Consider the following 26,185-nt stretch of genomic DNA (forward strand, 5'->3'; position numbering starts at 1 on the left):
ATTCTGAAAACACTGAATATGATTTCGTTAAGCCATATTCTTTTCTTTGTTTTAAGCCTATCTTTACTATATCCTGTACAAGCACAAAGCTCGGCTACTTTTAGTGGAAAATTAGACTCAAAGGACTCTTTTCTACTCTCTGCCGATGAACTCATTTATAACCACAGTGCTTATACCGTCTCTGCACAAGGAAATGTTCAGATAGAATACGATGGCAACAAAGCTACTGCCCAAAAAGTTACTTATAACCAAAAAACAGGACAAGTTGTGGCAGAAGGAAATGTTGAAATCACTCAAAAAAACGGAAATAAAATCTATTCTAGCAGAATTGACATGACCAAAAATTTTGGTGACGGTTTTATAAATGCCCTACGTATAGAAACAATCAACAATACTTATTTCGCCGCCGCTAATGCAAGAAGACAGAATGACCAAATAATAATCTTTAATGATGCTATATATACAGCTTGTAAACCGTGCCACGATACATCAAGTAAAGAAGCTCTATGGCAAATTAAAGCAAAAAAAATCATCTGGAATAATGAGAATAAAACAATCCGCTTCGAGGGTGGCCACTTTGAACTCTTTGGAAAACCTATTATCTCATTTCCAATTTTTGAACTCCCGGATCCAACTGTAAAACGTGCCAGCGGCTTCCTAATCCCCCATTTTTCCTACAACAATAACCTTGGCATGGGTATAACGAATTCTTATTTTTGGAATCTGTCTCCTAATTACGATTTTACTCTATCCTCAACCATCTACATGAAACAGGGACTTTTAACCGAAGGTGAATGGCATCAACAGTTTGAAACAGGCTCTTACAACGTCCGCTTTGCCCATATGTACCAGATAAATCCTCATCTCTTTGATGATAATACGATCGATTCTAAAAAAGTTCATCGCTATATGCTGGCAACGAAAGGTGGTTTTCGTATTAATTCACACTGGACCTACGGTTGGGATATCCTTGCACAATCAGACCAAAACTTTAGTCGTACATACAAACTCACAGACTACAATGACCCTGTGCAACTTTCTCAAATTTACCTAAATGGCTTAGCAGGTAAAAATTACTTTGATGCACGTTTTTATCATTTTCAAATCCAAAACTCCTTGTCCAATGATATAATAAACAGGCGCCATTTTCCACAAGCATGGATACTACCCCGTGTTGAATATTTTTGGACAGCTGATGAACCAATTTACACTGGGGAGATTAGCTTTCATGGCCATATGCGCTCAATCTATCGTAATCACACCTATGTTACGGGAGACAACTGGCAAAATCATTCCCCTAATACCACAAAAACCTCTGAAATATCTGGAAACAATTTCCTTTTGACAGGAGAGTTAGAGTGGAAAAAACGTTTTAATACCCCGAACGGACTAATTATAGCGCCTACTCTTGCCCTACGTACAAACGCAATCACATTCAATACTCATAACAATAATACCACATATGCTACTGATAGCTCTTCAATAAAATTGGATACTGCCTCATCTGCAATCCATAGTGTAGCGACGGTGGGTTTAGAATTACGTTATCCTCTTCTCATAACTTCTAAAATTTCCTCACAAATTTTAGAACCAATAGTCCAGATTTTCGTGCGCAATAATGAACACTACACCGAATACTTACCAAACGAAGATGCGCAAAACTTCATATTTGATGCAACAACCCTATTTCAACGTAATAAATTTCCTGGATATGATCGTATTGAAGGAGGGACAAGAACAAATATAGGCTTACGGTATTCTGGAAGCTTTAATAACAATTGGTCATTTTATAGCCTCATCGGTCAATCACTTCATCTTGCTGGAAAAAACCCTTTTACAGGAAAAGATCCTATTTCTGGCCTCGAAACAGCTAACTCTGACTATGTCGCCATGCTTAATGTAAACCACAATAGCGGTTTCTCCATAACATCTCGTGGGCGTTTTGACCAAAAAACAGGAAAAATCAATCACAGTGGAATAGAAGCGTCACAAAGGTGGTTAAACTTTAAATTAGCTGTACAATATGCTTATCTAGCTGATAAATATGTACAAAATCGACAAGAAATTTCTTTTCAAACGAGCATAAAATTATCTGATAACTGGTCTATCGGTGGTAGAAGTGGTTATGATTTGGCCTTCAAAAAGTTTGTAAAACAGGGGATAAATTTAAATTACGAAGACGAATGCTTCAAAATAGCATTTGGTTATCAGCAGGAGATAAGTCCACATACCTCAAAACATCTTAAAAATTTCAACCTTTCTCTTTCACTGCGTACAATTTCAGATATTGGTGAGAAAATGCAACTAAACTGATGGAAGGAATATATAAATATCCCAACTTATCGTTGTTTTTACGTAAAAAACATGTATCCTAATAGTCAGTGAAAGTTTGAAAACAATGTGAAAGTCTATTTTCATGAACAGATTCAAAAATACTGCCCTTGCTTTGTTTTGTCTCGCTTTTTTGAGTGCGAGTGGTTCATATTTGAACCAGCTCTTTGTATCACAAGTTGTCGCACAAACTTCAATTGCTGTCACAGTCAATGGCAATGCCATAACAAGTTATGATATTCAGAAACGTGTTGCCTTTCTTAAATTACAGCAAAGAGAGGGGAATCTTGCTATGCAAGCAAGAGAAGAGCTCATTGATGAAATACTCAAAAGTACTGAAGTAAAGAATCGTGGTATTGATGTTAGTAAAGAAGAAGTTGACGACGCTTTTGAAAGTTTTGCAGAGCAAAATAATATGACTCTTGACTACCTCAGCAAAATACTAACTCAAATGGATATTACGGTGGAACACTTTAAGGGATTTATCCGTAACCAAATAGGATGGGGACGTCTTGTTAATGCGCGTTATCAAGCTGAAGGTAACCTCCTCACTGAGCAAGAGGTAGCTCACAGGATATTAAAGAATGGTGGTGTAAAACCCTCAACAAATGAATATACATTGCAGCAAATTATTTTTGTCATTCCTTCTCATCGCCGTGCAGAGCTCTTAAAAAAGCGCACACAAGAAGCAAATAATTTTCGTACACACTTCCGAGGTTGTGAGCATTCTAAGAAACAGGCAGAAGGCGTTGTAGATGTCACTATCCGCAGTTTGGGAAGATTTTTGGAACCACAACTTCCCAAAAATTGGGAGAAAGACGTTCGCTCAACAGCTGTTGGAAAAATAACCAATTTGCAGGAAACATCGTATGGTGTAGAGATGCTTGCTGTTTGTAAAATAAAAAAAGTTTCTGATGATCGTGTTGCGCAGCTTTTATTTTCCATCCAGGATAATGAAAAAAGTGCTCCTCAAAAACTTGAAGCTTTGAGCAAAAAGTACTTAAACGAATTGCGGCAGGCGGCACATATTGAAAATTCGCAATGAGCTCGTTAGTTGTTAGCAGCGGTGATCCAGCGGGTATAGGGCCTGAAGCGGTTATTAAAGCGTGGAATATGCGTAATATGCGTCACATTCCACCTTTTTTTCTTCTTGCTGATCCTGATATTATTCGATCACGTGCTAATTTTTTACAACTCGATATCGCTATAGAAGTTGTTTCTTTAAACACTCTTGCCAAAAAATTTTCAAACAGCTCTTCCTGTAATGCCGCTAAAAAAAATTCGCAAAGTGACCAATTAGGAATCCCTTCGCCAAGCAATGCTGCTGGAATAATTGAAGCAATAAGACAATCTGTTCAGCTAATTCAAAGTGGGCACGCACGTGCGATGATTACCTGTCCTATTGCAAAAAAAATACTTTATGATGCTGGTTTTGAATTTCCAGGTCATACTGAATTTCTTGCTCATCTTGCTTATAAGAGTTCCGGCAGACGCTACCATCCAGTCATGATGCTATCTGGACCTCAATTAAAGACAGTTCCCATTACTGTTCATATTCCACTCAGTGAAATATCCTCACATCTTACTTCCAATTTAATTGTACAAACTGCTTTAACGGTTGAAAAATCTTTAAGGACGCAATTTGCAATTTCTAAGCCCCGTTTAGCTGTTGCTGGTCTTAATCCTCACGCCGGAGAAAATGGAGCAATCGGAAAAGAAGATGTTGAAATTATTACACCTGCTATCATGAACCTTAAGGATAAGGGAGTAAGAATTGTAGGTCCCCTCTCTTCGGATACGATGTTTCACGAGCGTGCAAGACAAACATACGATGTAGCCCTCTGTATGTATCACGATCAAGCCCTCATTCCTGTTAAAACATTGAATTTTGACAATACTGTTAATATTACCTTAGGGTTACCTTTTATTAGAACATCACCAGATCATGGAACTGCTTTTGATATTGCTAATCGTGGTATAGCTTCTCCTGAAAGTTTTATTGCTGCCCTTATAGCAGCTGATAAACTCGCAAATAATAATTATTTAGTATGTCAATAGATAACCTTCCTCCTCTACGTGAAGTGATCAACACATATGGGCTCAAAGCTCATAAAGCTTTAGGCCAAAATTTCCTCTTTGATCTTAATTTAACTTCTAAAATCGCTCATCAGGCCGGAAACTTAGAGAACAAACCTGTCCTTGAAATTGGCCCTGGCCCTGGTGGTCTTACTCGCGCTTTACTCACGAAAGGTGCTATCGTAACAGCAATAGAACGTGACGAACGCTGCATACCAGCACTGTTAGAGATAAAAAAACACTACCCAAAAAAATTAAGGATTATCTGTGGTGATGCATTAAAACAAGACTTCTCAAATATTTTTGATATAAACAAAGAAAAACCATATATTGTTGCAAACCTTCCATATAACATTGGAACGCAGCTTCTATTAAATTGGCTTTTGACACAATCATGGCCTCCATTCTACCAATCGATGACTCTTATGTTTCAGCGCGAAGTAGCTGAACGCATCGTTGCTTCTCCCCAATCGCCTAATTATAGCCGCCTTAGTGTTTTAGCTGGCTGGCGCACCATTGCAAAAATCGCCTTTGATATTCACCCTCAAGCTTTTATACCAGCCCCTAAAGTAGTATCTTCTGTTGTTCATATTACCCCACGCTTGCAACCCCTCACGTGCTCAGAACAAAAACTGAGCTTGGTAACACAAACTGCTTTTGGACAAAAAAGAAAAATGCTCCGCCAAAGTCTAAAGAGCATCGGAGGAGATATGCTTTTGAAAAAAGCAAATATTGACGGAACACGTCGAGCTGAAACACTTTCAGTTCTTGAATTCGTAACTTTAGCAAATTTACTTATTTAAAATCACTGAGCTCTTCCTAAAAATCTCTAATCAATTTTTTCAGAAGCTAGCTCGTTAACAAAAGATTCTAAAAAACAACAGCGCTCTCGTTTTACTGCTTCTGCAAAATAAATTGACCTAACAAAAAATAACGACTGATTTAAATCTTCGTTGATAATAACATAATCATAACGGTGCCACTGCTGTATTTCTGTTCGTGCATTATTCAAGCGTAGACGAATAGCATCGTGGCTATCTTCTGCTCTACGATGTAACCGCGAAACAAGTTCTTTCATTGATGGGGGAAGAATGAAAACAGATACCGTATCACCTGGCATTTTCTCTTTAAGTTGCTTAGTACCTTGATAATCAATATCAAAAAGCATATCTCGACCAGCGTTCAATGTATTCTTAACATTGTCATACAGAGTTCCGTAGTAATTACCATGAACTTCTGCCCACTCTACGAACTCATTTCTATCGCATCTACGTTCAAACTCTTCTCTTGAAACAAAATAATAGTGAAGACCATGAACTTCACTAGAGCGCCTTTGTCGTGTAGTCATACTTATGGAGAGATCCAACTTTCCATCTTTTAGCATCAACTGCGCAAGAGTTGATTTACCAGCACCTGAAGGAGATGAAAGAATAAACAAAAAACCACGACGTACGCCTATCCTTTGAGCATCAAACTTTCTCTCAAGTAATGTCATAATGTTATTCTTCTTTTTTCAAAATTTTTCTAAAAGATATTAGTAATAAGCTCCAAATTTCATGACAGTTCAATGATCCTGCTTTAATGCGCGCCATTTACGAACATTGGCGTTATGTTCTTCCAAGGTTTTGGAAAATACATGCCCACCAGAACCATCTGCAACAAAATAAAGCGCATCAATCTCAGGTGCATTTGCTGCTGCCTTTAAAGAACCTCGACCTGGATTTGCAATAGCCGTCGGCGGCAGTCCATTAATTTTGTATGTATTATATGGCGTTTCCTTTTCGAGATCTGAACGATAAATAGCACGACCTGGTGGCTTACCTCTTCCACCAAAAATACCATAAATAACCGTAGGATCAGATTGCAGACGCATCCCCTTGATGAGACGATTGTAAAACACCGCAGCAACCTTTGATCTTTCCTCTGGGATTGCTGTTTCTTTCTCAATAATTGAGGCTAGTACAACAAATTCATCCATAGATTTAATTGGTAAATTTGGCGAACGAGCATCCCATATTTCTTTCACTAACTTGGCCTGCCCTTCACGCAACCGCCTTATAATCTCCATACGTGTAGTGCCACGGGTAAAACGCACTGTATCCGTCATTAAGCTACCTTCTGGAGGTAATTCCTCAGGAAGATTACCTGTCAAAATCTCATTCGTCGCCAATCGATCAAAAATTTGCTGAACCGTCAAACCTTCTGGCACTGTAAAAAAATATTCAACAGACCTTCCTCGAACAAGAATGTCCATAATATCTTTCATCGAAGCATTCGCTGGTACCAGATACTCACCTGCTTTAAGGTATGTTGATTTTTGATAATAGCTAACTCCGTATACAAAAACGTCTGATGATCGAATGAGACCATTTTTTTCAAGAAGTGATGCAATTTCCCAAATTCCTGCACCAGAACGGATAGAAATAATCTGTTCTTTTTCAACTGATCTCTTTCCCTCAAACATAATTTTCCCGATATAGATAGGGACGCTAATCACCAAAAGAACGAAGATTATCAGTGTTATAAAAAAGTGTCCAAGAACAATAAATGAGTTATGCACATGCAATCTTTTATGCTTCTCACATGCTAACATATCAGCTTCATTAACCAAATCACCCAATAAAGCAACACCCGTATCCTGTAGGGATGCTTTATTTTCTGCATCGGACAGGTCAGTCAACTTAATCACCCCTCAGATATGATATCATCACTTCTTCCATGATTTTGTTACAAAGACCCCATGAAATGAAAATACTTTCTATCCTACAAAACGTCGCATAAGCAAAGATGCATTCGTTCCACCAAAACCAAATGAATTAGAAAGAACTACATCAATCTTTCGCTCACGCGGCCTGTGTGGAACAAGATCAATTTTAGTTTCGATTGAAGGGTCATCAAGATTAAGCGTTGCTGGAGCTATATTATCTCGTATAGCCAAAATACAAAAAATAGCCTCTGCTGCACCAGCAGCTCCCAACAAATGTCCAACAGATGATTTTGTAGACGACATTGAAATGCTGGACACACAGTGACCAAAAACGCGTTCTACAGCTGCTAGCTCTATAACATCAGCCATCGTTGATGTACCATGAGCATTGATATAGTCTACATCACACACATTCACACGCGCGCGCTCAAGGGCAGAAATCATGCTACGCTGCGCACCCTCTCCTCCTTCCGGAGGGGCTGTAATATGATAAGCGTCACCAGATAGTCCGTAACCGACAATCTCGGCATAAATACGAGCACCTCTTTTTTTTGCGTGTTCAAGCTCTTCCAAAACAACAACCGCAGCCCCCTCTCCCATAACAAAACCATCGCGATCTACATCGTAAGGACGCGACGCATGCTCAGGATCATGATTGCGATTTGTGGAAAGGGCCTTACAAGCTGCAAATCCAGCGAGGGATATTCGATTCACTGGAGATTCCGTTCCTCCAGCTACCATTACATCTGCATCACCAAAAGCAATCAGACGAGAAGCATCTCCTATTGCATGTGCTCCTGTCGAACAAGCAGTTACAACTGCATGATTGGGACCGCGTAGGCCATACTTGATGGAAACATGACCAGAGGCAAGATTAATCAAACGTCCTGGTATAAAAAACGGAGAAACTCGACGAGGTCCCTTATCACGAAGAGTATAGCCTGCTTCAACAATACCTTCAACACCACCAATTCCGGAGCCAATAACAACACCAGTACGAATTTGATCTTCATCATTTTTAGGATGCCATTCAGCATCTGCAAGAGCTTGATCGGCAGCAGCTATTGCATATGTAATAAAAGCATCAACCTTACGCTGCTCCTTAAGGTCCATATACAAATCAGCATTATACGTGCCATTCGTCCCATCTCCTACGGGAATACGTGCAGCGATTTGACACGACAAATCACTCACATCAAACTCAGTAACACGCCGAACACCGCTTTTCCCTTCAAGAAGACGCTTCCAACTATTCTCGGTATCACCAGCAAGAGGAGACACCAATCCTAAACCAGTAACAACAACACGCCTCATATACTTTCAATCCTGAACCAATAACCTACCCCTCAAAGTCATATTCCTCTAAAGGATAAAGGCAAAAGCACTCCACACTTCTGCCCTTCAGTAAAACTACGCAGAAGCTTTATCAATAAACTTTACTGCATCACTAACCGTAAAAATCGTCTCGGCAGCATCATCTGGGATTTCTATACCGAATTCCTCTTCAAAAGCCATAACAAGCTCAACCGTATCAAGGCTATCTGCTCCAAGATCATCAATAAAGCTCGCATTCTCTACTACCTTGTCTGCGTCAACTCCAAGATGCTCCACGATAATCTTCTTAACACGCTCTTCTGTATCACTCATATTGAAATCCTTAAACTAATTAATTTTCTGTATTTAGCTAACCATGCAGCTTCATCTAACCAAATGATAGATATATTACCATAGAATTTTAATCAAAACTCAGCACATATTGTGGATACTCCCTATTCAACGAACCAGTTAGAAATCCTGCACAAGCCCAGCAACCGTTATACAAAACAAATACCTCGTTCCATTTCGTGCACCGTTATCTAGAATAATACGATTTATAAATCAATGTAGAATCAAGCAAATATTCAAATCATTGCCATTCCACCATTGATATGCATTGTCTGACCAGTAACATAAGATGCCTCATCACTAGCTAAATAAACAGCTGCAGAAGCAATTTCTTCACCCGTTCCCATACGCTTCATTGGAATCACTGCCATAATCGCTTCTTTTTGTTTTTCATTCAGTTTATCGGTCATTGCAGATTTAATAAACCCCGGAGCAATGCAGTTAACCGTTACATTCCTTGATGCAATTTCCTGCGCTAAAGATTTAGAAAAACCTATCAGACCAGCTTTGGCTGCACAATAATTTGTTTGCCCAGGATTTCCTACAACACCAACAATAGACGTTATATTAATGATCCGACCGTAGCGACGCCGCATCATAGCATGTACCAATGCACGCGTCAAAATGAAGGAAGCTGTCAAATTGATAGCCAATACATCATCCCAATCTGTATCCTGCATACGTATGAAAAGACCATCCCGAGTGATACCAGCATTATTCACGAGGATATCAACACCCCCCATTTCATTTTCTACTGTCTCTGCTAATTTTTTAACAGCCTCACGCTCAGAAAGACAAGCTGGAAATACAAAAGAATCTTTTCCAAGGTCTGTTGCAATCTCTTCTAACCGTTCTTTACGTGTTCCATGAAGCCCAACAATCGCTCCCTGTGCATGAAAAAGGCGCGCTATCGCCTCACCAATTCCCCCTGAAGCCCCCGTTATAAGAGCTTTTCGACCTGTTAATTTGAACATTTTTTAGACTTTCTTAACTTAAAGATTGAGTACTCTCAATGCTTCTTCAATTTCTTCACCTGTACCAACCGTCAAACCCTTCATATCTTTATCAATACGACGAGCCAAACCTGTTAATATTTTTCCGGAACCAATTTCAAAGAGTGTATCCACTCCATTAGCCCCAAACCACTCGATTGTTTCACGCCAACGCACTTGCCCAACCACTTGATGAACAAGGAGAGCACGAATCCTCTCAGGATCATTTTCTGGTGTGACAGACACATTCTCGACCAACGGAACGATAGGAGCGACCATATCGACGGATCTCAGAGCGACTTCCATCGCATCAGCTGCGGGTTGCATCAAAATCGAATGAAATGGAGCCGACACAGGAAGTAAAACCACACGTTTGGCCCCTTTTTCGGAGGCAATCTCCATCGCTTTTTTGACAGCCCTTGCCTCACCCGAAATAATAAATTGACCACCTCCATTATCGTTGGCGATCTGACATACCCCTTCTTCTGAGACAATTTTACAAATTTCTTCAATATCTTTCTTATCCAGACCAATCAATGCAACCATCAAACCTGCACCAACAGCAACAGCCACCTGCATAGCATTTCCACGAATTCTCAAAAGCCTCGCCGTATCAGCTAAACTAAATGCACCAGCAGCACAAAGAGCAGAATACTCTCCCAAAGAATGACCTGCAACAAATTTTACTTTTGACCTTATGTCAAAACCTAACCCTTCCATAACGCGAATAACTGCAACAGACACTGCCATCAACGCCGGCTGAGCATTTGCTGTTAACATTAATGTATCACCTGGACCTTCGAAAATTATGCGTGATAATTTCTCGCCTAATGCATCATCAACTTCCTCAAAAACCATCCTTGCCGCAGAAAATTGCTCCGAAAGAACCTTTCCCATACCAACAACTTGGCTACCTTGCCCTGGAAAAGTAAACGCAACGCCCATTACTAATACTTCCTTAACGCAATAAACAACACATCATAAACTAAACTATAAACACAAATTAAAACAAAACAACCTACTCTGAATGAATATTCATCCTTAAATTATACCTTAAAGGTGGAATTTCACATAAAAATTTAGGAAAACGTAACACGACAAATTTAACAATAATAAAGCTTACTAAATATCCTAAGATTGCGGCAGCTAACACATCAAGAGGATAATGCACACCCACAAAAACGCGCCCCCAGCAAACAAAAATTAAAGATATTAATGCCAATCTAGGACTTGTTTTACATTTATGGAAATAGAGACAAAACGCATAAGATGCGAAAATTAACGCGTGATGACTTGGAAAAGAAGCCGTCGCCCGGTGCTGTATCAATGAGTGCGTTAAATGCGTGACAAATGGACGAGGACGAAAATAAATCAAGGAAATACAGTACCCTAGAAAGAGAGCCATAGCAATACTAGCACAGACACTAAGTACTACATATCTCTCTGCACGCCCACCGCAAAACCACAAAAAAACAAGATGTAGTGGAATACTATAAACTAAGAATTTTGCACAGAGAATCCCCCAAAAAGCAAAAACAGGCCACGTCTGGTAGTCACCTGCAAGTGTCTTAAAAAGTATTACATCAATTTGATACGCTAAACTCACTACTTGGTATATGAAATCCATCTTCCTCTCTCATTTTGTTCAATATCACTTTGGAAACTTCCATTTTTCATTTTAGCGAATAAGCCACAGTACATACACGTGAATCGCGAACAGCTGAAATATATTAAAATGTATTTCATCAAAGCAATATTTTTACACATATAAGCTTGCTATTTTCTAAGATAAATTGTAAAGATCTGCTGTTCACGCTGGTATTTTGGCTGGAGATTGAACGGAGGACTGGGCAGTTACCCGGTAAGAAGCGTAATGATTCTGGCCTCCCGTGTCTTCGCTCTCGGATGTCTCGAATTGCAAAAGCGTCCTTTCTTCTTTGGATATCATCCAAAAAGACAAGTCGCAGGGGCTTTGCGTCAAGATCAGTGAAGTTTGATTGAAGAAAGGTACAACGATGGCTCTTTATGAACACGTGTTTCTTGCTCAGCAGGATATTGCACCGCAGAAGGTTAGTGCACTTGTAGAGACTTATACAAATGTCATTGAAACGCACGGTGGGAAAGTTGTCCGTATTGAGAATTGGGGGCTCCGATCTCTTGCTTATCGTGTTCGCAAGAATCGTAAAGCTTATTACGTACTTCTCAACATCGATGCTCCGTCTGCTGCAATTGCAGAGGTTGAGCGTCAGATGCGCATTAATGAGGAGATTTTACGTTACATGACTGTTCGTGTAGAAAAACACGAGAAGGGGCCGTCTGCCATGCTTTCACGTTCTGATCGTGAAGATTTTGCTGGCAAAAATAGAGGGGGAGATCAATCCTACTCTTCACGTCACCAGCGCGAGGATTCTGAAGAGGGAGTAGAATAATGACAGATATTAGCCAAACTTCTATGCGCCGTCCATTTAATCGTCGTCGTAAAACATGCCCGTTTTCAGATGAAGGTGCTCCTAAGATTGATTATAAAGATGTCAAGTTATTGCAGCGTTATGTTTCTGAACGTGGTAAAATTGTTCCTTCGCGTATCACGGCTGTTAGTCAGAAAAAACAACGTGAATTGGCCAAAGCAATTAAACGTGCCCGCTTTCTTGGATTGCTGCCTTATATCGTAAAATAAGACACCAGAAAGCACACATAAAATACTCAAAGCTGGGGTACTTGTAGTGCTCCTAACTGTGGAAAGCAGGACAGCGACAAATGAGAAATTTTTGTACTTATGAGGTGATCGTCTCCGTTTTATCTGGAGTCTTTTCTGCTTTTGTAGTGACTGTTGCTGTTGCTGTTGCGCATGTTGCACCTTACCTGTCTTTTCTTCTCGGTTGCTTTGTTTCTCTTCCAATTTTTATCTCTGCATTTGGTCTTGGAACTTCATACAGTATCATCGCTTTAGTAAGTGCTACTAGTGTTCTTGCTGTAGCTAACCATGTTTATATTGCTGTTGGCTTTATGTTGCTGTGTTTTCTTCCTGCGGTCTATACTGCTTGGCTACTTGGACTCGCACAAAAAACACAAGAAAACGAAACTTTACGGTGGTATCCACTATCATCGGTTATCTTTCTTTTAACAAATTTTATTGCTTGTATCTCAATTTTCATCGGATTTTATATTGGGTCTCACCCAGATACTCCGACTATAACTCAAAAAATTACTCAAAGCGTCATACGAGCAATGCAGCAATCGCAATCCATTGATGAAAGTGATATTCTAGTTTTTGGTGAGTTTTTTGTAACACACTCAGCACTCTTAATAGCTCTTGCACTTACTATTTATAGCTTGGTTTTTCTCATTTGTAATCTTTATTTTTCAACAATAATAGCACAGCGTATGAAATGGCTGACACGGCCTCGTGATGATTGGAAAAAAACTTTCCGTCTTCCAATCTCTGGACTTGCTATTTTTATCATTGCCTGCATATCATCAATGATTGAGTTGGGTTTCTTTCTTGATTTAAGTGCACGTATTTTCACCACTGCATATATCATCATCATATCGATTAGTGGTCTGGCCTATCTTCATAATATTACACAAGGAATCAATAGCAGGATCATTATATTGTCACTTGTGTATATTGCGATTTTAACGGTAGTTTTTGCTTCACCTGTTCTATTCATCATTCTTCTTATGGGTATTTGGGCTACTATTCAATATAACCGTCCTATTGCGCGGTGATAAACATTAATTAACTGATTTGAAAGGAAAAAACATGGATATTATTCTACTCGAACGCATCACTCACCTTGGTCAGATTGGCGATATTGTTTCGGTTAAGGATGGTTATGCACGTAATTTTCTGCTACCAAAAGGGAAAGCTTTAAGGGCTAATGAAACTAATAAAAAATATTTTGAAATGCAGCACGCTCAGCTTGAAGCTCGAAACCTTGAACGCAAGAGTGAAGCCCAAGCAATTGCGGAAAAACTTTCTGGTCAATCTTTTTTAATTATTCGCTCTGCTGGTGAAACAGGACAGCTTTATGGCTCTGTATCAACACGTGATATTGCAGAAATTATAATAGAAAATGGTTTTTCTATTGAGCGTAACCAAATTGAACTTCACCATCCGATAAAAATGATCGGCCTTCACACAGTCGCTATAAGCTTACATCCTGAAGTTCAAATTACTGTAACAATTAATATTGCACGTTCAGCCAATGAAGCAAAGCAACAAATAGAAGGTAGAAATCTTACATCTGCTGAGGAAGATCAAGAGCAGATGATAACGAAAAATGATGACGTTGATCATGTCGCTGAAAATTCTTAATTAGTATTTTTCATTTATCTAACCTTTTACCTTCTGCCTCTTTGTGTACAAACATTGTAAAATGCTCAGTCTAAAAAAACAGAGTATCTTGCGGTTGTTCTGCTACTAAAAACATAATCCCTTCATTGTTAAGGAGTGAACCTTTAGCGTATTGTTTTTTAAAAACTTAACTAAAACAACCAGTTATGATAAAAATCTTCTACTCGTATCACTCTGATTGTTTACTAACGATAAGCGGATATTGTGTGGATGTTGCTAAAATGTGAATAACATTGTTTTGGTTTATGTGGCAGCCTATATTTTACCCCTTTAGGGTACGGTGTTTCATTCGTTCCTTAAAGCAATTCATCAAAATGTGAGCAGAAAAGATTATTATGGAAGAGACAAACATCCTAAATTCTAGCCTTTCCAACAAAGAAGAAACTCCTTCTTTTCGGCAACTTCCTCACAATATTGAAGCTGAGCAAGCATTGCTAGGAGCAATTCTCATTAATAATGATGCTCTTGATCGTGTCTCAGATTTTTTTGAAACCAGAACATTTTTTGAGAAATTACACCAAGTAATCTTTAGTGCTTTATCACAAATTATTAAAAAGGGGAAACTGGCAAATCCTATCACCATAAAACCCTTCATTCCATCAGAGGAAATAATTGGAGACATCACCGTATTCGGTTACGTGACTCGTTTAGCTAAAGAAGCCGTTACAATCATTAATTCTGAAGATTACGGACGAGTCATCTATGATCTTTTTGTACGACGCTCCTTAATCGATCTTGGAAATAAAATTGTTAACACAGCTTTTGACACCCCTATTGATCTAAATCCAGCACAACAAATTGAAACTATTGAACGTAATTTATTTCAACTCGCAGAAACTGGAAAATATGGTGGAGGATTTGAAGGTTTCGACCGTGCTATCCAAAAAGCTATTGATATGGCAGGAGCAGCAAAAAAGCGCTCTTCACAATTATCAGGTATCGCTACACATATTAAAAAACTTGATGAACAAATGGGAGGATTACAACCTTCAGATTTGATCATTTTGGCTGGACGTCCTGGTATGGGAAAAACTTCTCTTGCTACCAATATTGCCTTTAACATTGCCAATGCCTACACGAGTGAGACTAGTAACGAAGATACATCGCAAAAAAATGAAGGAGGCATCGTAGGCTTCTTTTCACTTGAAATGTCATCGGAACAACTTGCAACACGCATCATTGCAGAACAAACAGAGATATCCTCTTCTGAAATTCGACGTGGTAACATTTCAGAAGAGCAATTTGTCAAATTACTGCGAACAGTAAATCGCTTACAGAAGATGCCACTCTATATCGACCAGACCGGTGGTATATCAATTGCTCAATTAGCTGCACGCGCACGCCGTCTGAAACGGCAACATGGATTAGATGTATTGATTATTGACTATATACAGTTAATGACAAGTAGCTCAAAGCGTTCATTTGAAAACCGCGTACAGGAAATTACTGAAATTACAACAGGACTAAAGGCTTTGGCAAAAGAGCTCAACATCCCCATTATCGCTCTTTCTCAGCTTTCACGTCAAGTTGAAAACCGAGCAGACAAGCGTCCTCAGTTATCGGATTTACGAGAATCTGGTTCAATTGAACAAGATGCAGACGTTGTTCTTTTCGTCTACCGTCAAGAATATTATCTTAAAAATGAAGAACCTAAAATAGGTAGTCTTGAACATTTAAAATGGCAGACTGAAATGGATGAGATATTTGGAAAAGCTGATATTATTGTTGCGAAGCAGCGACATGGACCAACAGGAATAGTTCATCTTTCTTTTCAATCAGAGTATACACGCTTCAGCGACTTGGCAGATAGCAATTACCTTCCAGAACAATTGGGGTGAGTTTTTATGGTACGCAGTCGCACTCAATTTGTTTGTCAAGATTGTGGTACAACCCACTCACGCTGGGCTGGTAAGTGCACCTCCTGTGGAAGATGGAACTCCCTCATTGAAGAAGAAAATATGAATGGTGGTATTGGCGGTAGCCCTATGATGCACAACCTGCAGAAGGGGCGTGTCATAGCATTAACTTCTCTTTCTGGAGATATTAAAGATGCTCCGCGTATTCATTCCGGTCTCAATGAGCTGGATCGTGTTACTGGTGGCGGCTTTGTTCGTGGATCTGCATTACTTGTTGGCGGCGACCCTGGAATTGGAAAATCAACACTACTTACCCAAACAGCTGCTGCCCTATCGCAAAAAGGCTATAATGTTGTTTACGTTTCAGGTGAAGAAGCTGTTGCTCAAATTCACCTACGTGCACAAAGACTTGGCGCTCAAGATACAACAGTTCAGCTCGCAGCAGAAACCAATGTTGAAGACATTCTTGCAACCTTAAATGAATGTAAAAAACTCGACATGGTTATCATTGATTCAATTCAAACTTTATGGTCAAGCACTACTGATTCAGCTCCTGGAACTGTAATACAAGTACGAGTTAGTGCTCAAGCAATCATCCGTTTTGCTAAGAAAACAGGAACAGCTGTCGTCCTTGTTGGTCATGTCACTAAAGATGGGCAAATTGCTGGTCCTCGCGTTGTAGAGCACATGGTTGACGGTGTCCTCTATTTTGAAGGAGAAGGAAATCACCATTATCGAATTTTAAGAACTGTAAAAAATCGTTTTGGACCAACAGATGAAATTGGCGTTTTTGAAATGTCTGATAAAGGATTACAAGAGGTTAGCAATCCATCTGAATTTTTCTTAGGTGAGCGTAATGAAAAAGCACCTGGAGCTGCTGTTTTTGCGGGAATGGAAGGAACTCGACCTATATTAGTAGAAATTCAAGCTCTTGTAGCCCCCTCTTCCTTAGGCACTCCACGACGTGCTGTTGTAGGATGGGATGGAAACCGCCTCTCAATGATTTTGGCTGTACTGGAAGCCCATTGTGGAGTTCGCTTTGGACAACATGATGTTTACCTCAACGTCGCGGGTGGTTACAGAATCTCGGAACCCGCAGCTGACTTGGCTGTTGCAGCAGCATTGGTGTCTTCTCTTGCAAATGTTCCTCTTCCTGCACATTACGTCTATTTTGGTGAAGTCAGCCTTTCTGGAACAATTCGTGCAGTTTCTTACTCAGAACAACGCATTAAAGAAGCGGAAAAATTGGGATTTCAGGGAGCCATTCAACCTCTTACAATGACCCAAACTAAATCTCAAAATTTTCAGAAAAAAACATTCTCAAATCTTTCTGAACTAGTTACAGCTATTATCTCGGATAAAAAACAATCTCATGAGCACAGCAATAATGTAAAATAGTGAATCATGACACTATGCTGCATAAATTAATCTTGATCTAAAGTAAAAACTAACATAACCAACGATACATTTTATATACTGTTGTACCAGCTGTAAGTAAAACGTGATTTGTACACTAAGGAGCAAAAAAATGGCAATAACTTTCTTAGATGGTATTATTATAGTAACTATCTTATTATCATCCTTTTTAGCTATGGTTCGAGGTTTTTCACGAGAAATTCTGTCCTTAACATCTTGGATAATAGCAGCAATCATCACGTTTTTTTCATTTAGATTCTTATTGCCTTTTGTCGAACCATATATCTCTAATAAAATGATCGCATTAATCACTACATTAGTTGTGGTCTTCGTTGTTATGTTTAGTATCATATCTATTATTACAATGAAAATTGCAGATTCAGTCATAGGTAGCCGGGTTTGTATGCTTGATCGCATACTCGGTTTCATTTTTGGAATGTTCCGTGGTATGTTTATCATGGTTATAAGTGTTATGCTGATTAACACACTTGTCAAACCTGAACAGCAAGCCGGTTGGCTAAAAAATGCCAAAGCAAAGCCTATCTTGGATTCTCTTAGTAAAAAAGTGTGGGAGACATTATCTCCTAATACCGACTATATCCTTGAAAAGATAGACAATATCCTTGAAAAGGATATGCATAAGAACATGCCCACACAAAATGAGGATATGCCTTTACAAAATAATGAGGGTTATTCTACAGAATAATCAGTTTCAAATAACACACTGGTGTGTAGCACTAAATACCTTATACCTCCAACTAGTATACTGAAAGAACATGATGACAAAAAATACTTCTTATCAAGAATCATCACTTGATGATGCTCTTCATGAAAAATGTGGAGTCTTTGGAATTCTTGGACATGAAGAAGCAGCAAAGCTAACAGCCCTTGGATTGCACGCTCTTCAACATCGTGGGCAAGAAGCTGCTGGAATTGTTTCTTACCATAAGAACGTGTTTCATCAAGAAAAGCACCTTGGACTTGTCGGAGATCACTATACAGATCCCGCAACACTTGCTCGCCTTCCTGGAAACCGTGCTATTGGACACACACGTTATTCAACAACAGGAGAGACAGCATTACGAAATGTCCAACCTTTGTTTGCAGAATTAAAAGCTGGAGGAATTGCAATTGCGCACAATGGCAATCTGACTAATGGCCTTACATTACGACATGAATTGATTTCCTCTGGGGCAATCTGTCAATCAACATCAGACTCAGAAGTATTTCTTCACCTTATTGCCCGCTCTCGCCATGAATCATCGTCTGACCGTTTCGTAGATGCAATTCGGCAAGTAGAAGGTGGATACGCTATGTTAGCGTTAACACGTACTAAACTTATTGCTGCACGTGATCCAACCGGCATTAGACCCCTCGTCATGGGTGAACTCGATAAAAAACCAATCTTTTGTTCAGAAACCTGCGCGCTTGACATCATTGGAGCAAAATATATTCGTGATGTTAAAAATGGTGAAATCATCATATGTGAAATACAGAAAGATGGTGAGGTTACCACAAAAGTTATCCAATCAGAGATAGATAAGCCTGAAAAATTATGTCTTTTTGAATATGTTTATTTTGCTCGCCCTGATTCAATTGTTGGAGAACGTAGTGTTTATGCAGTACGTAAAAATATGGGCACCTATCTAGCGCAGGAAGCACCATGTAATGCTGATGTTGTCGTTCCTGTTCCTGATGGAGGAACACCTGCTGCCATTGGATATGCACAAAAAACTGGAATTCCCTTTGAGCTTGGCATCATTCGTAATCACTACGTTGGTCGAACCTTTATAGAACCAACACAGCAAATTCGTGCTTTTGGTGTAAAATTAAAGCATTCTGCAAACCGTCCTGTTATTGAGGGAAAGCGTATCGTTTTAGTTGATGATTCCATTGTACGAGGCACAACATCTGTCAAAATCGTGCAAATGCTTCGCGAAGCAGGAGCAAAAGAAGTTCATATGCGAGTTGCAAGTCCTATGATTTTTTACCCTGATTTTTATGGTATTGACACACCTGAAATTGAAAATCTCTTAGCTAATCGATATCCAGACCTAGAATCTATGTGTAATTTTATCGGAGCTGATTCACTACAATTTCTTTCCACGAACAGCCTATACCTTGCTGTTTCAGGAGAGCCGAGAAATAATTCTGATCCACAATTCACTGATCACTATTTTACCGGTGATTACCCTACAGACCTTGTTGATCAAAAAAATATTCAAGAAATCCACAAGCTCTCTGTTTTAAAAACAAGAAGCTAATCATGAAAAAATCTGACTTTAGTCTTCTAGGACGTGTGGCGCTAGTCACGGGTGCTTCTAGGGGTATTGGCTATCATCTGGCTCTAGAACTAGCTGCACGTGGCGCCCACGTTATCGCTCTTGCACGTACAACCAATGGCCTAACTAAACTTGATGAAGAAATACGACAAAATAGCTCTTCCGCAACACTCATACCATTTGACTTGCGTCACACAGACGCCATCGACGGCTTAAGTGCCTCCATTGCTAATCACTGGAAAAAACTCGATATTATAATTGCAAATGCTGGCCTTCTTGGCACAATATCACCGATTTCCCGCATCGAGAATATAACCTTTGAAGAAATTTTACGAGTAAATCTTACCAGCCAATGGTGCTTAATGAAAGCTTTTGAAGCCCTCTTACTCCAATCTGATGCTGGCCGCGTCGTTCTGTTATCATCAAGCGTTGCTCATTCTGCACGTGCACTCTGGGGACCTTACGCAGCTTCTAAGGCAGCTCTAGAAGTTATTGCACGCTGTTGGGCAGAAGAACTTAAACAAACGCATATAAAAGTTAATTGTGTCAATCCGGGAGCAACACGTACTGCAATGCGCGCGCAAGCCATGCCCAATGAAGATCCAAAAACTTTACCTTCTCCACAAAACATTGCAAAAAAAATCATTCACCTCACTTCACCCAATCTAAAAGAAACAGGTAAACTTTTCGATGTACGCAAAAATAGATTCATGAATTACCGCACGCCCGACTAGCTATTTCTTCACTTTCACTAAATAAAACCAAAATAGCAACCATCCACCCTCTCTCTTGTTACATTAACAAGAGCTTACAGAATTTGATCTGTAGAATCATCTAGCGTTTCTTCTTCTATTTTAGCTCTTTTACTGTAAAAAAAAGCACTACATGGTAAAAAAATTATATAGCCAATAGCCGTTATCAACAAAGTATGCCATATATATGTTGTTAGAAAACCAACATATATAACCATAATTAACATACATGGCACAAAAACATCACGTTTTAACGTGCGATCGATCGTTTTTGCATTCCATACTGGTAAACGGCTAACTAAAAGAAAAGAAATAACAACGGTGTAAAGGCTAAAAAACAGAGCCCAACCCCAATTTGAAACCAGGCCAAGAGCCCCTAAATAAACAGGTAATAAAAGTAACAAGGCCCCTGCTGGAGCAGGAACACCAACAAAATAATTTTTTTTCCATACCAGCACATCAGGGTTGTCAAGCATCACATTAAAACGAGCTAAGCGCAAACAACAAGCAATACAATACACCAGTGCAGCCACCCAACCAACCTGATTAGCTTGATTAAGAATGAAAGAATACACAACAAGAGCAGGAGCTACACCAAAGTTAATAACGTCAGCAAGAGAATCCATCTGAGCCCCAAAAGATGAACTGCCATCTATCAGACGAGCAATACGACCATCTACTCCATCTAAAACAACAGCCAAAAGAACCATTAAAATAGCTGTTTCATAACGCCCCTCAAAGGCCAGACGTATACCACTTACCCCTGCACAAATTGCCAAAATAGTGATAACGTTTGGAATAACATAACGCATTGGTGTTGGAGAACGCTGCCGGAGCGAAACATCGTCATGCGGTCCTTCAAGATCAAATGATGAAAATGGCGAAGAATTTTTCATGAATCGTCCTAATTAAGTTTAAAATCGGCTATGCTAACATCATCATCAAAAGAACCCAATACTGTTTCTCCAGCAACAGCTGTCTGACCAACTGCAACACAAGGTTTTATCCCAGCTGGCATATATACATCAAGACGAGATCCAAAACGGATCATTCCAAAGCGTTGCCCAGCAGTAACAGAATCATTTTCTTTAGACCAACAAACAATCCGACGAGCAATCAATCCTGCTATCTGTACAACACCAATTTTTCCGTTTTTACTGTCAATGACCAAGCTATTGCGCTCATTAAATTGGCTAGATTTGTCAAAATCTGCATTAACAAACTTACCTGGAGAATAGGTGATAGAATCGATAACACCACTTACAGGGGACCGATTTATATGACATGAAAAAACATTCATAAATACAGAAACACGCAGCATTTCTACATCACTTAATCCTAATTCTTTTGGAGGAATAGCTAATCCAACAAATGAAATACGTCCATCCGCAGGAGAAGTAACCCAATTCTCATTTATGGGTGTCACGCGCTCTGGATCACGAAAAAAATATATACACCAAACCGTTAGCACGAAGCCGAACCAGAATAGCGGATCCCATATCCAACCAAGAATAAGTGAAATGATAAAAAATACTGCAATAAAAGGATACCCCTCTTTATGAACTGGAACAAAACTATTGCAGATAGATTGAATGACACTCATAATAATTCCTACTATTAGATGATTAAAAAATCCAAAAAAGCCTTCATCCTCTTTAGCTCTTTATACACTACCCCAATCAATTTTCACACATTAAGCTGTCTTTCTTCAGCATAGCTCATTCTTTGCGGTCAATGATACCTAACTCATCTTCCTCACGTATCTTACATAATCTTTCCTCAACTTGTGAAGCCTCAAGCTGTTTATTCCACATCGCAGAATATAAGCCTTTTTTATTCAGGAGATCGACATGTGTACCTTTCTCAACAATATGGCCATCTTTAAGTACCAAAATTTCATCTGCTCCAATAACAGTTGATAGACGATGAGCAATGATCAACGTAGTACGACCAGAGCTTACAATATCCAAGGCCTGTTGAATATCTTGTTCTGTCGCCACATCAAGAGCTGCTGTTGCCTCATCTAAAACAAGAAGCGGAGGTGATTTTAAAAGCGTACGCGCAATGGCAACACGTTGCTTCTCACCGCCTGATAATTTTAAACCGCGCTCACCAACCAAAGACTGAAAACCTTCTGGCAAAGCCTTAATAAATTTTGATATTTGAGCCATCTCAGCAGCTTTATGCATCTCTTCATTCGTCGCACTCTGACGTCCATAAAAAATATTATAAGCAATTGTATCATTAAATAAAACTGTATCTTGTGGCACTATACCGATGGCCTCACGTAAACTTTTTTGAGTCACATCGCGAATATCTTGCCCATCAATTGTTATTGCTCCATTTTCAATATCATAAAATCGGAAAAGTAATCGAGAAATAGTTGATTTACCAGAACCTGATGGTCCAACGATCGCAACTGTTTTACCCCCAGGAACTTCAAAATCAACTTCTTTGAGAATTGGGCGAACAGAATCATACGAAAATTTCACCTTATTAAACCGAATGGTTCCATTACTTATAACTAGAGGTTTAGCATATGGTTTATCAACAACTTCCTGTTGAGTGCCTAAAAGCTCAAACATCGCTTCAATATCTGTTATACCCTGCCTAATTTCACGATAAATTGAGCCAATAAAATTCAATGGAATAGAAAGTTGTATTAACAACGCATTGATGAGAACGAAATCCCCTACCGTTTGTGTCCCATTAACAATCTCGTAGACTGACATCAACATGAGTAGGGTCATTCCGATACCCAAGATAAGAGCTTGACCAAAATTAAGCCAGCTCAGTGATGTCCAGATTTTCGTCGCAGCTTTTTCATATCCTGCCATAGAAAAATCAAATCGACGCGCTTCTAAAGCCTCATTTCCAAAATATTTAACTGTTTCAAAATTTAGAAGAGAATCAACAGCACGTGTATTCGCTTCATTATCTGCAGCATTCATTTCTTTTCGAATATTAATACGCCAATCGCTTGCCTTGATCGTAAACCATATATACAAACCGACTGTGATCGACACTATGAGTAAGTAGCGCCACCCATAGTTCAGATAAAACACAAGCGCTGTTAGAAAAAATTCTAAAATAGTTGGTACTGTATTAAGAATCGAAAATCGAACAATAGCTTCAATTCCCTTTGTACCGCGTTCAATTATTCGAAAAAGACCACCTGTGCGTCGCTCTAAATGGAACCGCAACGAAAGCTCATGAACATGAACGAAAGTTTTATAGGCCAATTGCCTGACAGCATATTGACCGACAGTTGCAAAGAGGGAATCTCGCAACTGATTTAACCCAACCTGGAGGATCCGTGCCATGTTATATGCTAAAACAAGCATAACAGGAACAACCCAAGCAGAAGAAAGCCACATAGGATGTTCAGGTCCTTCGGTCAATGAATCTGTAGAGTATTTAAAAAAATACGGCACAGATATAAGAATGAGTTTTGCTACGATGAGATAAAATACTGCCCATATAACACGAATCTTCAGATCAAGACGGCCTGATGGCCACATATAAGGCCACAGATTGTAAAGTGCGCGAAATGTCTGACCTGTATCTGCTGGTACAGTTTTTATCCTTTTATCTTGTTTCATAAAGTCTTTGTTTCTTCAAATTCACTCTGAATATACATATGCAACAACCTATTTCCCCTCTAATAATTACCGAGTTTTATTGACTATCAATAATCCATAACACTCAAAGTACTGAAAGATTAAACAATTCTAGATTAAAATATCCCCCGATCGCTGTGCTTCATGTCAGCCCTCAACCATTCTGCCACAAACCACTTTTACAGATCGTATACACGGTAATTTCAAACTAGAGTGAAACTACATCACAAAAAAATCTACCGTTAATACCTAACCAAATAAAAATAATCCGGTACCCACAACGCCACTCACATAACATTGCAATAAGATTATGTACACAAATATCTAAAAAATTGTGCCCCTTTAAATATGCTATTCCAAGATCAGTAAAATATTCTTTCCTATGAAAAACCAATCAAAACACACATACCGGATATGAAAGCTCAAATAGCACAGTAAACTTGGCTTGATGATCAACACCAGCTAATAGACAAAATACAATCTGTTGTTTTTCCTAAAGAGCAAAACTTATGACTGAAACGTGGGGAATTCATACCCTCAACCACGAAGCGCTATGATTCTTCTTATCAAAATCGAATCATATTACCTCCCATTTGGTTGTACGCTCACCCGTCTGTGGATCTTTTTCATCCCTTAATGAGATCCCTTCTTTTGCAAGCTTATCACGAATCTCGTCTGCAGCTTTCCATTCCTTATTACATATAAAAGACAACCTTTCTGCAATGTATTGATCAATTAATTTTGAGTCTAGAGCTGCCTTTTTAACAAAAAGCGGGCATTCTTCTTGAACCCATTCCCACCGTAATAACCCAAACAAATCCATACCACGCGCAAGAGCCCCAGCATTTTTTTCTTTATAAAACTTACGTAAAATAGCAAACCCATTGGGGGTATTGAGGTCATCACTTAACGCATCCATCAAAGAACTATCAAGCACCTCATGGTTATCTAAACATTCTCTCTCACAACGAAGAAATTCATACCAACGAAATAACTCATCACTAGATTTTTCTAAACGTTGAGCTGTCCAATTTAATGGTTCACGATAATGGGTCTGCAACATTGAAAAACGTATAGATAAACCAACCCAATTCTGCTTTATTTCATCTGCTATCAGATGACTAAACTCAAATAAATTATTCTCTAATATGGAATGAACAGTGATAAAATTACCCAGGCTTTTAGACATCTTCCGGCCTTCAACTTGTAAAAAACCATTATGCATCCAAAAATTAGCCATTCGTTCAGTTCCAAAAGCTGAACAACTTTGGGCAATTTCATTTTCATGGTGAGGAAAAATTAAATCGCTCCCACCACCGTGAATATCAAAAACATTCGCGTTAGTATCATCACAGGTTAGACCACCACCATAAGGCACCAACAATTTTGCCATCGACATTGCTGAACACTCAATATGCCAACCTGGACGACCTAAAACAGGAATTCCTGCGGGAGAAATCCAACCTGGATCCTTCTCTGTCGAAGGCTTCCATAGAACAAAATCCATATCTTCTTTTTTGTAAGAAGCAACATCAACACGTGCACCAGCCTTCATTTCGTTAAGGGATCGTTTTGCCAATGCGCCGTAACTGACATTTTTTTCCATACTATTGACAGAAAATAATACGTGATTTTCTGATATATAAGCGAAACCTTTCACAAGAAGACTCTCAATTAAAGACCGCATTTCATCTAAATGATCAGTTGCACGTGGTTGACTGCTTGGTAACAAACAGCCAAGTGCTGACATGTCTCGCTGAAATTGATCATATGTACACTTCGTTAGCTCATGGATAGCATCATTAAGTTCTAACTCCGGATACTCAGATAGGGCTCGTGCACTAATTTTATCATCTACATCCGTAATATTACGAATATATATAACGTGCTCTTCACCATAAACATGACGCAGTAGACGAAATAAAATATCAAAGACAATCACAGAACGCGCATTGCCAATATGGGCATAATCGTAAATTGTCGGACCACAGACATAAAGACGTACCTTAGTAGGATCAATGGGTACAAAATCTTCTTTTTTACGTGTCAGTGTATTATAAAACCTCAAACTTCCCATCACTATACTCCGCCAGTAGCACTGCTACTTCCTTCCTAAATCATGTTCATTATA

The 26,185-nt window shown here is 39.1% G+C and carries 24 protein-coding genes; 13 read left to right on the plus strand and 11 right to left on the minus strand.

The window, feature by feature from the left end; all coding sequences use genetic code 11:
• The first annotated feature begins 18 nt into the window (after positions 1–18).
• The 4 genes from PU02_RS05535 to rsmA all read left to right on the plus strand — a co-directional run bounded on the left by PU02_RS05535 (position 19) and on the right by rsmA (position 5,210).
• On the plus strand, positions 19–2,313 hold the full coding sequence (locus tag PU02_RS05535; RefSeq protein ID WP_053944682.1) for an LPS-assembly protein LptD: 2,295 nt from the start codon (positions 19–21) through the stop codon (positions 2,311–2,313).
• A gap of 103 nt (positions 2,314–2,416) precedes the next feature.
• A complete protein-coding gene (locus PU02_RS05540; protein ID WP_053944435.1) occupies positions 2,417–3,376 on the plus strand; it encodes a SurA N-terminal domain-containing protein in 960 nt (319 codons plus the stop codon).
• Positions 3,373–4,389 (plus strand): 4-hydroxythreonine-4-phosphate dehydrogenase PdxA, encoded by a 1,017-nt coding sequence (gene pdxA, locus PU02_RS05545; RefSeq protein ID WP_071628371.1) that lies wholly within the window; start codon positions 3,373–3,375, stop codon positions 4,387–4,389. Before PU02_RS05540 ends, pdxA begins: the two co-directional genes overlap by 4 nt.
• Complete coding sequence (gene rsmA, locus PU02_RS05550; RefSeq protein WP_053944436.1) at positions 4,380–5,210, plus strand: 16S rRNA (adenine(1518)-N(6)/adenine(1519)-N(6))-dimethyltransferase RsmA; 831 nt, start codon at positions 4,380–4,382, stop codon at positions 5,208–5,210. The genes pdxA and rsmA overlap by 10 nt, the downstream gene beginning before the upstream one ends.
• 26 nt (positions 5,211–5,236) lie before the next feature.
• Here rsmA and gmk read toward each other — a convergent pair whose 3' ends face one another.
• The 7 genes from gmk to PU02_RS05585 all read right to left on the minus strand — a co-directional run bounded on the left by gmk (position 5,237) and on the right by PU02_RS05585 (position 11,377).
• Positions 5,237–5,902, minus strand: a complete 666-nt coding sequence (gene gmk, locus PU02_RS05555; protein ID WP_053944437.1) for a guanylate kinase — start codon at positions 5,900–5,902, stop codon at positions 5,237–5,239.
• Between the two features lie 69 nt (positions 5,903–5,971).
• Positions 5,972–7,078: an endolytic transglycosylase MltG gene (gene mltG / locus PU02_RS05560; protein ID WP_053944683.1), complete on the minus strand. Its 1,107-nt coding sequence runs from the start codon at positions 7,076–7,078 to the stop codon at positions 5,972–5,974.
• Between the two features lie 87 nt (positions 7,079–7,165).
• Positions 7,166–8,428 (minus strand): beta-ketoacyl-ACP synthase II, encoded by a 1,263-nt coding sequence (fabF, locus tag PU02_RS05565; protein ID WP_053944438.1) that lies wholly within the window; start codon positions 8,426–8,428, stop codon positions 7,166–7,168.
• A 96-nt stretch (positions 8,429–8,524) separates the two neighbouring features.
• The gene (locus PU02_RS05570) at positions 8,525–8,761 is read right to left on the minus strand and encodes an acyl carrier protein (RefSeq protein ID WP_053944439.1); all 237 of its coding nucleotides are present in this window, start codon (positions 8,759–8,761) and stop codon (positions 8,525–8,527) included.
• A gap of 254 nt (positions 8,762–9,015) precedes the next feature.
• Complete coding sequence (fabG, locus tag PU02_RS05575) at positions 9,016–9,753, minus strand: 3-oxoacyl-[acyl-carrier-protein] reductase (RefSeq protein WP_053944440.1); 738 nt, start codon at positions 9,751–9,753, stop codon at positions 9,016–9,018.
• Positions 9,754–9,771: 18 nt separating this feature from the next.
• Positions 9,772–10,716, minus strand: coding sequence for an ACP S-malonyltransferase (gene fabD / locus PU02_RS05580; RefSeq protein ID WP_053944441.1), 945 nt, complete (start codon positions 10,714–10,716; stop codon positions 9,772–9,774).
• A gap of 73 nt (positions 10,717–10,789) precedes the next feature.
• Positions 10,790–11,377 carry an undecaprenyl-diphosphatase gene (locus PU02_RS05585; RefSeq protein WP_414947420.1) on the minus strand — a complete coding sequence of 196 codons (588 nt, stop codon included), beginning with the start codon at positions 11,375–11,377 and terminating at the stop codon, positions 10,790–10,792.
• Positions 11,378–11,786: 409 nt separating this feature from the next.
• Between PU02_RS05585 and rpsF the strand changes: the two genes are divergently transcribed.
• From rpsF to PU02_RS05630, 9 genes are all read left to right on the plus strand, one after another.
• Positions 11,787–12,200 (plus strand): 30S ribosomal protein S6, encoded by a 414-nt coding sequence (gene rpsF / locus PU02_RS05590; RefSeq protein WP_053944443.1) that lies wholly within the window; start codon positions 11,787–11,789, stop codon positions 12,198–12,200.
• A complete protein-coding gene (rpsR, locus tag PU02_RS05595; RefSeq protein WP_053944444.1) occupies positions 12,200–12,448 on the plus strand; it encodes a 30S ribosomal protein S18 in 249 nt (82 codons plus the stop codon). Before rpsF ends, rpsR begins: the two co-directional genes overlap by 1 nt.
• 80 nt (positions 12,449–12,528) lie before the next feature.
• On the plus strand, positions 12,529–13,500 hold the full coding sequence (locus PU02_RS05600; protein WP_053944445.1) for a hypothetical protein: 972 nt from the start codon (positions 12,529–12,531) through the stop codon (positions 13,498–13,500).
• A gap of 34 nt (positions 13,501–13,534) precedes the next feature.
• Positions 13,535–14,089 (plus strand): 50S ribosomal protein L9, encoded by a 555-nt coding sequence (gene rplI / locus PU02_RS05605; protein WP_053944446.1) that lies wholly within the window; start codon positions 13,535–13,537, stop codon positions 14,087–14,089.
• Between the two features lie 374 nt (positions 14,090–14,463).
• Positions 14,464–15,966 carry a replicative DNA helicase gene (locus tag PU02_RS05610; protein WP_053944447.1) on the plus strand — a complete coding sequence of 501 codons (1,503 nt, stop codon included), beginning with the start codon at positions 14,464–14,466 and terminating at the stop codon, positions 15,964–15,966.
• Between the two features lie 6 nt (positions 15,967–15,972).
• Entirely contained in the window at positions 15,973–17,382 is a 1,410-nt protein-coding gene (radA, locus tag PU02_RS05615; protein WP_053944448.1) for a DNA repair protein RadA, read from the plus strand.
• 130 nt (positions 17,383–17,512) lie between these two features.
• Positions 17,513–18,106, plus strand: coding sequence for a CvpA family protein (locus PU02_RS05620; RefSeq protein ID WP_053944449.1), 594 nt, complete (start codon positions 17,513–17,515; stop codon positions 18,104–18,106).
• Between the two features lie 70 nt (positions 18,107–18,176).
• A complete protein-coding gene (gene purF / locus PU02_RS05625; protein WP_053944450.1) occupies positions 18,177–19,664 on the plus strand; it encodes an amidophosphoribosyltransferase in 1,488 nt (495 codons plus the stop codon).
• Positions 19,665–19,666: 2 nt separating this feature from the next.
• Entirely contained in the window at positions 19,667–20,416 is a 750-nt protein-coding gene (locus PU02_RS05630; protein ID WP_053944451.1) for an SDR family NAD(P)-dependent oxidoreductase, read from the plus strand.
• A 74-nt stretch (positions 20,417–20,490) separates the two neighbouring features.
• On the opposite strand, the gene pssA is transcribed toward PU02_RS05630, so the two are convergent.
• The 4 genes from pssA to cysS form a co-directional block, all read right to left on the minus strand.
• On the minus strand, positions 20,491–21,330 hold the full coding sequence (pssA, locus tag PU02_RS05635) for a CDP-diacylglycerol--serine O-phosphatidyltransferase (protein WP_053944452.1): 840 nt from the start codon (positions 21,328–21,330) through the stop codon (positions 20,491–20,493).
• Between the two features lie 8 nt (positions 21,331–21,338).
• Positions 21,339–22,037: a phosphatidylserine decarboxylase gene (locus tag PU02_RS05640; RefSeq protein ID WP_053944453.1), complete on the minus strand. Its 699-nt coding sequence runs from the start codon at positions 22,035–22,037 to the stop codon at positions 21,339–21,341.
• A 115-nt stretch (positions 22,038–22,152) separates the two neighbouring features.
• Positions 22,153–24,036, minus strand: coding sequence for an ABCB family ABC transporter ATP-binding protein/permease (locus tag PU02_RS05645; RefSeq protein ID WP_053944454.1), 1,884 nt, complete (start codon positions 24,034–24,036; stop codon positions 22,153–22,155).
• Between the two features lie 595 nt (positions 24,037–24,631).
• Positions 24,632–26,131, minus strand: a complete 1,500-nt coding sequence (cysS, locus tag PU02_RS05650; RefSeq protein WP_053944455.1) for a cysteine--tRNA ligase — start codon at positions 26,129–26,131, stop codon at positions 24,632–24,634.
• Positions 26,132–26,185: the final 54 nt, after the last annotated feature.

It is taken from the genome of Bartonella ancashensis (genome assembly GCF_001281405.1).
Taxonomy (GTDB): Bacteria; Pseudomonadota; Alphaproteobacteria; order Rhizobiales; family Rhizobiaceae; genus Bartonella; species Bartonella ancashensis.